Source organism: Massilia sp. UYP32 (genome assembly GCF_050434365.1).
Lineage (GTDB): Bacteria > Pseudomonadota > Gammaproteobacteria > Burkholderiales > Burkholderiaceae_D > Telluria > Telluria timonae.
In genome coordinates this window covers 35,238-47,711 of sequence record NZ_JBNDIK010000014.1, presented here as the reverse complement: position 1 = coordinate 47,711, position 12,474 = coordinate 35,238, and the positions used below count along the sequence as shown (strand labels likewise).

Below are 12,474 nucleotides of genomic sequence, written 5' to 3'. Positions count from 1 at the left end.
AGCGCTGCCCTGCTTATCTAGGGCAGGGATCTCCCGCCCGAATACTACATCGTTACCAATCGTACAGCCCCGGCAATCCGAGGATGCGGGTGAGTTCTTCCAGCGCCGTCGCGCATTCGATGGCCAGCTGCGGATCGGCCAGGTCCTTCGGCTCGATGCGGTCGCGGTAATGTTGCTCGACCCAGCCCACCAGCCGCGCATACAGCGCCTCGGTCATGATCACGCCCTGGTGCATGGCGGCGGCTTCTTCGTCGGTCAGCACCACGCGCAGGCGCAGGCAGGCCGGTCCGCCGCCGTTGCGCATGCTCTGGCGCAGGTCGAATTCGACCAGCTCGTCGATCGGGCCGCCGCTGGACACCAGGCCGGCCAGGTAGTTGGACACGGCCGGGTTCTCGCGGCACTCGTGCGGCACCACCAGCGCCATGCGGCCGTCCGGCTTGGACAGCAGCTGGCTGTTGAACAGGTAGCTGGCCACGGCGTCGGCCACCGGCACCTGGCCGCTCGCCACGCGCACCGCCTGCAGCTCGGTATCGACGCCGGCCAGGGCCCGGCGCAGCGCGTCCAGGGTGCCCTCTTCGTCGGCAAACGCCTGCTCATGGTAGAACAGCACGTTGCCGTTGCCGACCGAGATCACGTCGTTGTGGAACACGCCCTGGTCGATCACGTCCGGATTCTGGGCGGCGAACACGGTGCGCGCCGGGTCCAGGCCGTGCAGGCGCGCGATCGCCTGCGACGCCTCGAGCGTCTGGCGCGCCGGGTATTTCCTCGGGGCCGGGGCGGATGGGTCGAACTCCACGCGGCCATAGACGAAGAATTCGACGCCGGGCGCGCCATGGCTGGCGGCGAAGCGCGTGTGGTTGGCGGCGCCTTCGTCGGCGAACGCCGGTACCGACGGCAGGGTGTCGTGCACCACGAAATGGTTGCTGTCGGCGAAGATCGCGCGCAGCGTGCGCGTGGCCTGCAGGTGCTCTTCGGAGCGGTGCAGCTTGTTGTTCAGGTTCGCTGCGGTAAAGTGCACGCGGCCGTCGAGCGAGTCGGCCGAGGGGCTGACGGTGCCGGCGTTCGCGGTCCACATCGGCGCGGCCGACCAGGCGCAGGCCAGGATCACGGGCGCTTCGCGGTAGGCGCGCGCCAGGACGTCGGCATCGGTACCGGAGAAGCCCAGGCTGCGCAGCAGGCGAAAGTTCGGACGGCCCTGCGGCGGCATCACCGCCTGGGCGAAGCCGCGCGCTGCCAGTTCGCGCATCTTGGCCAGGCCCTGCAGCGCGGCCTGGCGCGGGTTCGAGGCCGAGCGCACGTTGTTGAACGAAGCGACGTTGCCGAACGAGAGGCCGGCGTAGTTGTGCGACGGGCCGACCAGGCCGTCGAAGTTGAATTCACGGGCGTCACGCATGCTCAGGCTCCTTGCGCCGGGAAGGCCAGGCCGGGCGACAGCTTGGCCGGCATTTCCAGTTCCGCAGTCTCGATCGAGGCCACCGGGTAGGCGCAGTAGTCGGCCGCGTAATACGCGCTCGGACGGTGGTTGCCCGACTTGCCGACGCCGCCGAACGGCGCCGAGCTGGCCGCGCCCGTGGTCGGACGGTTCCAGTTGACGATGCCGGCCCTGGCGCGCACGGCAAACCGCTTCCACAGTTCTTCCGACGGCGACAGCAACGCGGCAGCCAGGCCGAATTCGGTGGCGTTGGCCACGCGCAGGGCTGCGTCGAAGTCGTCCACGCGGATCACCTGCAGCAGCGGGCCGAACCATTCTTCGTCGGGGATGCCTTGTGCATCGGTGGTGTCGACGATGCCGGCGGTGACGAAGCCGGCGTCCTTGTCCAGCTGGCGCATCTGCAGCAGGATTTTTCCACCTTTCGTCGCCATGTCGGCCTGCGCCTGCACCAGGCGCGCCGCGACGGCGCTCGAGACCACCGGTCCCATGAATGGCTGCGGCTCGGCATTCGATGGACCGACCTGCAGGTTCGCCGCGACGTCGACCAGGCGCTTCAGGAAGGCCTGGCCCGCTTCGTTGTCCTGGATGACCAGGCGGCGCGCGCAGGTGCAGCGCTGGCCGGCCGAGATGAAGGCCGACATCACGGTGTGGTGGACGGCGGCGTCGATATCCAAGGGGTTGTCACTGAGATCCCACACCACCAGCGGATTGTTGCCGCCCATTTCCAGCGCCAGCATCTTGCCCGGCTGGCCACCGAACTGTTTATGCAAGGCGGAGCCGGTCTGGCTGCTGCCGGTGAACAGCACGCCATCGACCAGCGGTTCCTGGCCCAGCGCGATGCCGGTCTCGCGGCCGCCGTTGACCAGGTTCAGCACGCCCTTCGGCAGGCCGGCCTTCTCCCACAGTGCGACGGTCTTCACCGCCGTGCGCGGCGCATACTCGCTCGGCTTGAACACGACGGTATTCCCGGCGATCAGGGCCGGCACGATGTGGCCGTTCGGCAGGTGGCCGGGGAAGTTGTACGGGCCATACACGGCGAACACGCCGTGCGGACGGTGGCGCAGCACGGCATTGCCGTCCGCGACCTTGGCCAGGCTTTCGCCGGTGCGCGCGCTGTAAGAAAGGACAGAAATGTCGATCTTGTTGGCCATGGTCGCAACCTCGGTGCGCGCTTCCCACAGCGGTTTGCCGACTTCCTCGGCGATGGTCGCCGCCAGCTCCTCGGCGTTTTCCTTCAGCAGGTCGCGAAAACGGATGGCGACGGCGATGCGTTCTTCGAGCGGGCGCAAGGCCCAGGCTTCGAAGCTGTCGCGCGCCGCCTGGGCCGCGCGCGCCACGTCTTCCTGGGTCGATTCGCTGCTGGTCCAGGTCTGGCGGCCGGTCGACGGATCGACGGTGGCCAGTTCGCGACCGCTGCCGGCGAGCCACTCGCCGTTGATGTAGTTCGAGAGATTAGCCATGGGAAGTCTTCCTGGTATTGAGTGTCAGGGTGCGCACGTTGTCGCCCGCGCTGCAGCCCAACTGGGCCAGTTCCTCGGGCTTGAGGACCACGCTGGTGGCGCCCGGCACGGCGCGGGTCAGGATCATCCGGAAATCGCCGAGGCGGGTGTTCGACACCAGCATGTGCTCGGTGTCCGGGGCAGCGTCATGGTCTTCGACCGGCAGCCCTTCGGCCGCCACCGCCAGCACGCTGTCGCGCACCGCGCGCAGTTCGGACACGCGGCCCTGCAGCACCGGACCGGCGTCGAAGATGTCGACGTAGCCCTCGTAATGCATGCCTTCCTGCTCCAGCAGGCGGCGCGCCGGCTGGGTCGAGGTGTGCACCTTGCCGATCACGTCGATCGCCGATTGCGGCAGGTAGTCGACGTACAGCGGCTGGCGCGGCATCAGCTCGGCGATGAAGGACTTCTTGCCGATCGCGGTCAGGCCATCGACGTGGTTGAAGTCCATCTTGAAGAAGTGGCGGCCCAGGCCTTCGTAGAACGGCGAGTCGCCCGCCTCGTCCTGGTAGCCGCGCATCTCGGCGATGATCTTTTCGGTGAACAGGTGCTGGAACTGGGCGATGAACAGGAAGCGGCTCTTGGACAGCCACTTGCCGTTGAAGCCGGCGCGGTACTGCGGCAGCAGGAACAGCGAGCACAGTTCGGTCGAGCCGGTGAGGTCGTTCGACAGGTACAGCGTCTCCATCCGGGTGAACACGTTCAGCTCGCGGCTGCAGTGCACCAGGGTGCCGATGCGGTAGTTGTAAAACGGCTCGGTCAGGCCGACCGCGCCCTTGATCGCGCACACGCCGGCGATGCTGCGGTCCTGGGTGTGCTCGAGCACGAACATGTAGTCGCGCTGCTCGGGCGGGATGGTTTGGGCGAACGAGGCCTCGGAGGTGGCCAGGCGCTGGCCCAGCATCTCGGGATCGGGCTTCAGCGTCGTCATGCCGCTGCCGGCCTGGCGCGCCATCTCGATCAGGGCGTCCAGGTCGGAGGTCTTGGCGGAACGGATCACGAGCATGCGGGTTCTCCCTGGATGCGCACGCACACCACTTCGTCGCCCGGCGCCACGCCCAGCGCCTGCTGGACGTCACGCGGCAGCGCGATGGTGTGCGCATGTTCGATCGGCGCCGTGCGCACGGTCACGGCGCGGAAACCGTTGTCGACGGTGGCGACGGCGTAGTCGACAGGCGCCACATCGGGAGCAGGTTCATGCCCCTGAGCAGGCCCCGCGCCCACGCGCAGCTTGTACGAGGCGCAGAACGAGCGCAGCGCGTTCTTGTGCGCCTGCAGGATCGGGCCGCCGTCGAAGATGTCGATGTATTCGTCGGCTTCGAAGCCTTCTTGCGCCAGCAGGTCGAAGGCCATCTGGCCGCCGGGATGGATCTGGCCCAGCGCGGCCTGGGCGTCGCCCGGCAGCAGCGGCACGTAGACCGGATAGTGCGGCATCAGCTCGACGATCAGGGTGCGGTTGCGGGCGCCCTCGATCAGGCGCTCGGCCTCGAGGAAATCCATCTTGAAGAACTTGCGGCCCAGCGCATTCCAGAACGGCGACTGGCCGTCGGCATCCAGGCGCCCGGCCAGCGGCACGAAGAAGCGGTCGCCGAAGCGGTGCGGCGCCAGCATCGCATACAGCAGGCGCGCGCGCGACAGCAGCGCGGCCTCGACGCCGGCGCTGTCGCGGTGGCGCAGGAAGAAGCCGGACAGCTGCGAATAGGCGGTCAGCTCGGAGCACAGGGTCAGCGCGTGCACGCTGTGGCTGATGTTCAGGTCGCGCGAGACCTGCTGGATCACGTCGTTGCGGAACGCGAAATAGGTGCCGTTCGAGCCGGCCGAGGCGTGGATGATGGCGGTGCCGACCACTTCGCGCGAACGCAGGTCTTCCAGCACGAACAGGTACGACTCTTCGCTCGGGATATCGACCTGGGCCGCGAACGAGGCGATCGAGCGCTCGACCGCCGCGACTATGCCTTCACGCGTGCGCGGGAGCGTGTGCACGCCCGGCATCGAGATGGCCGCCATCGCTTCCAGCGCGCCGATATCGGCGCGATCTACCGGACGGACAACATACATGTGTACTCCCTGGTGATACGTAAGTGGAGGCAATCAGTGAAGACAGTAAGTAAGGACAATGCCCGCAGCCGGCCCCGCCCTTCCGGGCGGGCCGGCCGCGACCGGGGTGTGGCGATCAGGCGCCGGCGAATTCCGCCACCGCCGCGCGCATCAGGCGGTCGGCTTCGACGATCTGTTCGTCCGTCACCACCAGCGCCGGCGCCAGGCGCACGACGTCGGGACCTGCGATCAGCAGCATCAGGCCCAGCTTCTCGCACAGCTTGGTGTAGTCCTTCGAGCGGCCCTTGAAGCCTTCGGCCATCGGCAGGCCGATGAGCAGGCCCATGCCGCGCGGCTGGCCGAACACGTTCGGATAATCCGCCGCCAGCTGCTGCAGATTGGCCATGACCTTGGCGCTGGCTTCCTTGACGCGGCCCAGGAAGGCCGGCTGGTTGATCAGCTCCAGGACCTTGAGGCCGACGCTCGACGCCAGCGGGTTGCCGCCGTAGGTGGTGCCGTGGGTGCCGACCGCCAGGTACTGGCCGATCTCGGTGGTGGTCAGCATGGCGCCGATCGGATAGCCGTTGCCCAGCGCCTTGGCCGAGGTCAGCACGTCCGGCACCACGCCCATCTGTTCATAGGCGAACAGCGAGCCGGTGCGGCCCATGCCCGACTGCACTTCGTCGAACACCAGCAGCGCGCCGGTCTTGTCGCAGAACTCGCGCAGCGCCTTCAGGTAGTCCGGGTTGCCCGGGATGACGCCGCCTTCGCCCTGGATCGGCTCGACGATCACGGCCGCGACGTCGTCGGTGATGGCGGCGCGCGCCGCCTCGATGTCGTTGTACGGGATGTGGGAGAGGTCTTGCGGCAGCGGCTCGAAGCCTTCGGTGTACTTCGGCTGGCCGCCGACCGAGACGGTAAACAGGGTGCGGCCGTGGAACGACGACAGGCAGGACACGATGCGCGACTTGTGCGGGCCGAACTTGCCGTGCGCGTACTTGCGCGCCAGTTTCAGGGCCGCTTCATTGGCTTCGGCGCCCGAGTTGCAGAAGAAGGCGCGTTCGGCGAAGGTGGCATCGATCAGGGCCGAGGCCAGGCGCAGCACCGGCTCGTTGGTGTAGCCATTGCCGATATGCCACAGGGTGTTGAGCTGCCTGGTCAGCGCTTCGTTCACTTCCGGATTGGCGTGGCCCAGGGCGGTGACGGCGATGCCCGAGGTGAAGTCGAGGTAATGCTTGCCTTCCTGGTCCCACAGGTCCAGGCCCGACGCGCGTACCGGCACCATCGCGGCCGGAGCGTAGGTGGGGACCAGGACCTCGTCGAAGGTCTGCCGGGTGACAGGCAGCGTGGCGATACCCGAATCAAGCTTTGCGTTCATGGCTTCTTTTCCTCATCCAATCAGTGTGGGTGGTGCGGGGTGAGTTCACCGCATGATCGGGCCATTATAGAAACGCTTCCTGACAACTTCTTTTAGAAGTGCGACAGGCATTTTCATTTTTGACGCTGCTTGACTATTGAGCAAGTTTCCGCTGGCGTTCTTCCCTTGGTGTATTACCAAACAGCGCGCCGAATGCCGTCGAGAAATGCGATCCGGAAGAAAAGCCGCACATCAGCCCGACCTGCACGATCGAGTGATTGGTGTCGAGCAGCAACTGACGCGCGCGGCGCAGGCGCAGTTCGAGGTAGTAGCGCGACGGCAGGCTGCCCAGGTATTGCTTGAACAGGCGCTCCAGCTGGCGCCGCGAAATGCCGGCCAGCTGGGCGATCTCGTCGGTCGAGAGCGGCTCTTCGATGTTCGCTTCCATCAGCGCCACCGCCTCGGACAGCTTCGGCTGCAGGGCGCCGAAGCGGGCCTGCAGCGCCACCCGCTGGCGTTCGTCCGGGCCGCGCACCCGGTCGATGCACAGGGTTTCCTTTACTTGCGCCTGGGCCGTGGCGCCGAACAGCAGCTCGACCAGGGTCAGGGCGAAGTCGATGCTGGCCGCGCCGCCGCAGCAGGTGAGGCGGTTGGCGTCGAATTCGTACAGGTGGGGCGTGAGCAGGGCCTGCTCGGCCTGGGCGTTCACGTCCGGATACAGGGCCCAGGGCAAGGCGGTGCGGGCGCCATGCAGGACGCCGGCGTCGGCCAGCCACAGCACGCCGGCGCCGACGCCACCCCAGTATGGCGCGGCGCGGCAGCGTTCGATCAGCGCGCGCAGGTTGGCCGGGCGCAGGGCCGCCTCGGACTCGTCGGCCACCAGCAGCACCAGGTGCCAGTGGCGCCCGGCATCGCCCATGAATTTATCGGGACCGCGCACGTCGACGTGCAGGCGCTCCGGCCCCAGCACCTTGGCCGCCAGCCGCAGCGGCTGGTACAGCCCGGACCAGGTCAGCGCATCGGGCTCGCCGGCGTTCACCAGCAGGATGCGCAGCGGCCGCTCCTGCGCCAGCAGGGACAGGTCAGGCTGCATCGCGGCGGGTGACGGATGCCATTGGAGCGGTGGATGCGCGGCGGGCGTGATGAAAGAACATGGTCGTCTATCATACCGGAGATCAACCAGCGCGTTTCGAGCCAGCTATGCCTCCTGCAGAATCTTGCGTAGCGGGCAACGGAAGGCGCGGCGGACGGCTATAATCCCGGCCCATGGGGGAACGATATCTAAAAAGCGTCCGGCTGCTGGCCGAGTGCATGCAAGGCTTCGAGCGGGTCTCGGGCGACGCGGTGCGCCAGAACGGGTTGACGCATGCGCAGTTCGATATCATCGCCACGCTGGGCAATACGACCGGCATGAGCTACAAGGAACTGGGCGAACGCACCCTGATCACCAAGGGCACCCTGACCGGCGTCATCGAACGCCTGGAGCAAAAAGGCCTGGTGCTGCGCGAGCGCAGCTGCGACGACAAGCGATCGTTCTTCGTGCGCCTGACGCCTGCCGGCGACCAGGTGTTCTGCGATGTGTTCCCGAAAGTGATTGCACGTGGAAAAGAATTGTTCACCGCCTACAGCGATGCCGACTTCGCCGCGCTCGAAGACGCGCTCGGCCTGCTGCGCGCGCGCATCCGCGGCAACGACGATGGCGACAGCCCCACTCCCTCCCCATTCCACCTGAAGGAAACGCCTTGAAAACCTCTCTCATCGACGGCAAGAAGCCAGCCCATTTCGACAAGCACATCATCGGCAACATCCTGCTCGACGTCGCCCCACTGGACGAAGTGCGCGAGGAACCGATGCTGATCGGCGTGCGCAACGAAGCCGGCGAGATCTATCGCCTCATCGGCGCAACCAAACTCAACAGCTACATGAACGCGGTCGAGGAACTGCTCGACCTCGGCCTGGTCGACGAACTGGAAAACCTCGAAGAACAGAAGGAAGGCTGCGACGCCATTTTCGGCGAAGAGTAAGCACCTGGATGCCACGGCTCCATTGAAATCGATACCGTAGGGCAATATTTTTGCAAGCAAGGTGTTGTGTTAGGGGTATAATTTTTTCATGGACCAGGTCTCCGCACTCGACAGCATCGCCGCCGAAGCCAGCCGCGGCGAACTTGCTTTCCCCACCAGCGTCAACGCCACGCTGACCCTGCAGCGGGCGCTGGGCGAACCCGACTGCCATATCGACGCCGCCGCCCGCCTGGTGCAGGCCGAGCCGCTGCTGGCGGCGCGCACGGTCGCGATCGCCAACTCGGTGGCCTATAACCGCAGCGGCAACGACGTCACCAATGTGCGCGCGGCGGTCCAGCGCGTGGGCTTTCGCACCCTGGGCGCCCTGGCGGCCTCGGTGATCGTGCGCCAGCTGGCCAGCGAGATCCGCGATCCCGGCCTGCGCCACAAGGCCGACCAATTGTGGGCCCACTCGGCCCACGTGGCGGCCCTCAGCCAGGTGATCGCGCGCCGCGTGTCCTTCGTCGATCCCGAAACGGCGCTGTTCGCCGGCATCGTGCACGAGGTCGGCGGCTTTTATCTGCTGTCGCGCGCCGAAGCCCTGCCCGGCCTGCTGGACGACAACCTCGATGCCTGGCTCGACCATGGCGAAGCGGCCATCGGCCGCGGCGTGCTGCACAAGCTGGGCGTCCCGGCGCCGGTCATGAGCGCGATCGAAGCGCTGTGGGACGGCATGCGCGCGCTGCCGCCGGAAACCCTGGGCGACACCCTGTTGCTGGCCAACGACCTGTCGCCGCTGCCGTCTCCGCTGTTCGCGCCGCCTGGCGCCACCACCCATGCCGCGGCCGCGACCATCGACTTCGTGTTCGGCGAAGGCACGCTCAAGGGCGTGCTGGAAGAGTCGGGCGAGGAAGTGAAGAGCCTGACGTCGGCGCTGCTGTAAGCGAGCAAAAAAACGCCCGCTCGGTGAGGAGCGGGCCAAGTCCAAAACTAGGGATGTCCTGAAAGAGACAGGTCCATCTTATGCTTGCGGCGTAGCGCACTCCGTACGTTCACGCACACTATCGAACAAGCGCCGCATTCCGTTTGCCTTGCACCAGACGCCCGTCCAGGCGTGCATGTTCCATCCCTGCTTTCTGCTAAGGTCGTCCAGCCAGGACGCGACCGCAGAGCGCGTCCGGCGCAATCACGCTCTGGAGGACATCCCATGCAAATCAGCCTGAACGACCAGGTGGCGCTCGTGACCGGTGGCGACTCCGGCATCGGCCGCGCCATCTGCATCGCCTACGCCGCGGCCGGCGCCAAGGTGGTGGTCAACTACAACAGCAGCCAGGACAAGGCCGACGAAGTCGTACGCCAGATCAAGGAAGCCGGCGGCCAGGCGCTGGCGGTGCAGTGCAATGTGTCCAGCGAGGACGACGTCGAGCGCCTGTTCGCGCAGACCGACCAGGCCTTCGGCGGCCTCGACATCCTGGTCGCCAACGCCGGCATGCAGAAGGATGCGCGCATCGCCGACATGTCGCTGGACGAGTGGAAGGCCGTGCTCGACGTCAACCTGACCGGCCAGTTCCTGTGCGCCCGCGCCGCGGTGAAACGCTTTCGCCGGCAGGGCAACCGTGGCCGGATGCGCGCCAACGGCGTCATCCTGTGCATGAGCTCGGTCCACGAGACGATTCCCTGGGCCGGCCACGTCAACTATGCCGCGTCCAAGGGCGGCATCGGCATGTTCATGCGCTCGCTGGCCCAGGAAGTGGCGCAGGAACGCATCCGCGTCAACGGCATCGCGCCCGGCGCCATCCGCACCCCGATCAACGAAGACGCCACCGAAGGCGAGGCGGGCAAGAAGCTGCTCGAGCTGATACCGTATGGACGCATCGGCGAGGTCGACGACGTGGCCAGCCTGGCGTTGTTCATGGCCTCCGACCTGGCCGACTACATGACCGGCGCCACGGTCTATGTGGATGGCGGCATGGCGCTCTATCCAGGGTTCGAAGACAATGGCTGAACCCAACGCAACGCGCCCGCCACGTCCGATCGGCGAGCATGGCGCCATCGGCAATATGGCCACGATCGCGCTGGTGGCGCTCGATGGCACGGTCGACTTCCTGTGCTGGCCCGACTTCGACAGCCCCAGCATCTTCGCCGCCCTGCTCGACCCCGAACAGGGCGGTCACTTCACCATCGCGCCCGAGATGGATGACATGCGCGTGGTGCAGACCTATGTGCCCGACACCAATGTGCTGCTGACCCAGTGGCTGGGCGAGACGTGCAACGTCGAACTCATCGATTTCATGGTCGGTCCCGAGGAGCTCGGCCATGGCGCGGCGCGCCTGGTGCGCCGGGTGCGGGTCAGCAGCGGCGAAGCCCGCATCCGGGTCGATTGCCAGCCGCGCTTCGACTACGCGCGCCAGCGGCCCGAAGTCACGGTGGGGCAGGACCACGTGCTGTTCGCGGCCAGCGGCGCGCCGCGCCTGCGCCTGTCGGCGCCGGTCGAATTCACCGCGACCGACGGCGGCGCCGGCGCCTCCATCGTGCTGCGCGACGGCGACGTCATGGATTTCGTGCTCGACGAAGATGGCGACTCGGCGCTCGATGCCGGCGCGCGCGACGCCCTGCTGGCCGAGGTCGTGCGGCGCTGGCAGGACTGGACCCGGCGCTCGACCTATAAAGGCCGCTGGCGCGAGGCGGTCAACCGCTCGGCGCTGGTGCTCAAGCTGATGACCTCGTGCCGCCACGGCTCGATGGTCGCGGCCGCGACCTTCGGCCTGCCCGAGGTGCTGGGCGGTTCGCGCAACTGGGACTACCGCGCCACCTGGATCCGCGACGCCTCGTTCACCGTGTACGCGCTGATGCGGCTCGGCTACGTCGCCGAGGCCAAGGCGTTCACGCGCTGGTCGGCCGAGCGGCCGAAGCACGATTCGACCGACGCCCACCTGCGCATCATGTATGCGCTGGACGGCAGCCCGGTAGGAGAAGAAATCGAGCTCGACCACCTGGCGGGGTACGCCGGCTCCAAGCCGGTGCGCATCGGCAATGCCGCCGCCACCCAGCTGCAGCTCGATATCTTCGGCGCCCTGCTCGATTCTATCTATCTGAGCAATAAATATGGCGAAGCGATTTCGCATGCCGACTGGATCGGCGTATGCGAGGTCGTCAATTACGTCTGCGAAAACTGGCAACGTCCAGACGCCGGCATCTGGGAAGGCCGCGAGGCGCCGCGCGAACACCTGCATTCCCAACTCATGTGCTGGGTGGCGGTCGACCGCGCGGTGCGCCTTGCGAGCAAGCGCTCGCTGCGGGCGCCGTTCGAGCGCTGGATCGCGGCGCGCAACGAGATCTCGCGCTACATCTGGGACACCTTCTGGAACGAAGAGCTTGGCCACTTCGTGCGCAGCAAGGGTTCGCGCGACCTGGACGGCGCGCTCCTGATGATGCCGCTGGTGCGCTTCATCGGCTCGACCGACCCGCAGTGGCTGGCCACCCTGGACGCGATCGGAGACCAGCTCGGCGACGATGCGCTGGTGCTGCGCTACGACCGCGACGACGGCCTCGAAGGCCAGGAAGGCGCGTTCGCGGCCTGCTCCTTCTGGTACGTCGAATGCCTGGCGCGCGCCGGCCGCATCGACCAGGCCCGCAACAATATGGAAAAGCTACTCGCCTACGGCAACCACGTGCACCTGTATGCGGAGGAATTCACCAATCAGGCCGAGCTGCTCGGCAACTTCCCGCAAGCTTTTACTCACCTGGCCCTGATCAGCGCCGCGACCTATCTCGATGCGGCGCTCGACGGCAAGATCGAGCATCCCTGGCAGTTATAGATACTGCGGACAAAAAAAACCCGCGCCGTTGCCGGTGCGGGTAAAGTCCAAAACTAGGGATGTCCTGAAAGAGACGAGTCCATCTTATGCGAGCGGCGCCCCACCCTCGGTGCGCCATTTCACATTTAACATGTCTTTTTTACATTTCGGTTTCCAGGGCTGGAAACGCCGGGCAAAAAAAACCCGCCTCGTTGCGGAAGCGGGTGAAGTCCAAAACTAGGGATGTCCTGAAAGAGACAGGTTCACTATAGGGGTGCGCGATAGCCTACTCCGTGCGCTGCCACACACAACACTGTCAAATTCGCCGCGCAACGGATCCGCATCAAAC

General features: G+C 66.5%; 11 protein-coding genes. 5 read left to right on the top strand and 6 right to left on the bottom strand.

From position 1 onward, the window contains the following. Positions 1–52: 52 nt before the first annotated feature. The 6 genes from astB to ABIB42_RS12625 all read right to left on the bottom strand — a co-directional run bounded on the left by astB (position 53) and on the right by ABIB42_RS12625 (position 7,418). Positions 53–1,393, bottom strand: coding sequence for an N-succinylarginine dihydrolase (gene astB / locus ABIB42_RS12650; protein ID WP_219861640.1), 1,341 nt, complete (start codon positions 1,391–1,393; stop codon positions 53–55). A 2-nt stretch (positions 1,394–1,395) separates the two neighbouring features. Further along, complete coding sequence (astD, locus tag ABIB42_RS12645; RefSeq protein ID WP_219861641.1) at positions 1,396–2,892, bottom strand: succinylglutamate-semialdehyde dehydrogenase; 1,497 nt, start codon at positions 2,890–2,892, stop codon at positions 1,396–1,398. Next, complete coding sequence (gene astA / locus ABIB42_RS12640; protein WP_005664722.1) at positions 2,885–3,937, bottom strand: arginine N-succinyltransferase; 1,053 nt, start codon at positions 3,935–3,937, stop codon at positions 2,885–2,887. Before astA ends, astD begins: the two co-directional genes overlap by 8 nt. Beyond that, positions 3,928–4,989, bottom strand: coding sequence for an arginine N-succinyltransferase (locus ABIB42_RS12635; RefSeq protein ID WP_005664720.1), 1,062 nt, complete (start codon positions 4,987–4,989; stop codon positions 3,928–3,930). Before ABIB42_RS12635 ends, astA begins: the two co-directional genes overlap by 10 nt. 115 nt (positions 4,990–5,104) lie before the next feature. After that, entirely contained in the window at positions 5,105–6,346 is a 1,242-nt protein-coding gene (locus tag ABIB42_RS12630) for an acetylornithine/succinyldiaminopimelate transaminase (protein ID WP_005664719.1), read from the bottom strand. Between the two features lie 133 nt (positions 6,347–6,479). After that, positions 6,480–7,418, bottom strand: a complete 939-nt coding sequence (locus ABIB42_RS12625) for a GlxA family transcriptional regulator (RefSeq protein ID WP_005664717.1) — start codon at positions 7,416–7,418, stop codon at positions 6,480–6,482. Positions 7,419–7,636: 218 nt separating this feature from the next. Here ABIB42_RS12625 and ABIB42_RS12620 point away from each other — a divergent pair, with 218 nt between their 5' ends. The 5 genes from ABIB42_RS12620 (at position 7,637) to ABIB42_RS12600 (ending at position 12,146) form a co-directional block, all read left to right on the top strand. Then, positions 7,637–8,071 (top strand): MarR family winged helix-turn-helix transcriptional regulator, encoded by a 435-nt coding sequence (locus ABIB42_RS12620; RefSeq protein WP_229409737.1) that lies wholly within the window; start codon positions 7,637–7,639, stop codon positions 8,069–8,071. Next, on the top strand, positions 8,068–8,349 hold the full coding sequence (locus ABIB42_RS12615) for a hypothetical protein (RefSeq protein WP_005664713.1): 282 nt from the start codon (positions 8,068–8,070) through the stop codon (positions 8,347–8,349). The genes ABIB42_RS12620 and ABIB42_RS12615 overlap by 4 nt, the downstream gene beginning before the upstream one ends. Positions 8,350–8,437: 88 nt before the next feature. Then, on the top strand, positions 8,438–9,271 hold the full coding sequence (locus tag ABIB42_RS12610; RefSeq protein ID WP_005664712.1) for an HDOD domain-containing protein: 834 nt from the start codon (positions 8,438–8,440) through the stop codon (positions 9,269–9,271). A gap of 264 nt (positions 9,272–9,535) precedes the next feature. Continuing rightward, complete coding sequence (locus ABIB42_RS12605; RefSeq protein ID WP_005664711.1) at positions 9,536–10,333, top strand: glucose 1-dehydrogenase; 798 nt, start codon at positions 9,536–9,538, stop codon at positions 10,331–10,333. Next, positions 10,326–12,146: a glycoside hydrolase family 15 protein gene (locus ABIB42_RS12600; protein WP_219861643.1), complete on the top strand. Its 1,821-nt coding sequence runs from the start codon at positions 10,326–10,328 to the stop codon at positions 12,144–12,146. The genes ABIB42_RS12605 and ABIB42_RS12600 overlap by 8 nt, the downstream gene beginning before the upstream one ends. Positions 12,147–12,474: the final 328 nt, after the last annotated feature.

Excerpts from the sequence above, each read along its gene's own strand:
- ABIB42_RS12630 (WP_005664719.1), bottom strand. The coding sequence starts at position 6,346 with ATGAACGCAAAGCTTGATTCGGGTATCGCCACGCTGCCTGTCACCCGG.
- ABIB42_RS12605 (WP_005664711.1), top strand. The coding sequence starts at position 9,536 with ATGCAAATCAGCCTGAACGACCAGGTGGCGCTCGTGACCGGTGGCGAC.
- astD (WP_219861641.1), bottom strand. The coding sequence starts at position 2,892 with ATGGCTAATCTCTCGAACTACATCAACGGCGAGTGGCTCGCCGGCAGC.
- astA (WP_005664722.1), bottom strand. The coding sequence starts at position 3,937 with ATGCTCGTGATCCGTTCCGCCAAGACCTCCGACCTGGACGCCCTGATC.
- ABIB42_RS12600 (WP_219861643.1), top strand. The coding sequence starts at position 10,326 with ATGGCTGAACCCAACGCAACGCGCCCGCCACGTCCGATCGGCGAGCAT.
- ABIB42_RS12610 (WP_005664712.1), top strand. The coding sequence starts at position 8,438 with ATGGACCAGGTCTCCGCACTCGACAGCATCGCCGCCGAAGCCAGCCGC.
- ABIB42_RS12620 (WP_229409737.1), top strand. The coding sequence starts at position 7,637 with ATGCAAGGCTTCGAGCGGGTCTCGGGCGACGCGGTGCGCCAGAACGGG.
- ABIB42_RS12625 (WP_005664717.1), bottom strand. The coding sequence starts at position 7,418 with ATGCAGCCTGACCTGTCCCTGCTGGCGCAGGAGCGGCCGCTGCGCATC.
- ABIB42_RS12635 (WP_005664720.1), bottom strand. The coding sequence starts at position 4,989 with ATGTATGTTGTCCGTCCGGTAGATCGCGCCGATATCGGCGCGCTGGAA.
- astB (WP_219861640.1), bottom strand. The coding sequence starts at position 1,393 with ATGCGTGACGCCCGTGAATTCAACTTCGACGGCCTGGTCGGCCCGTCG.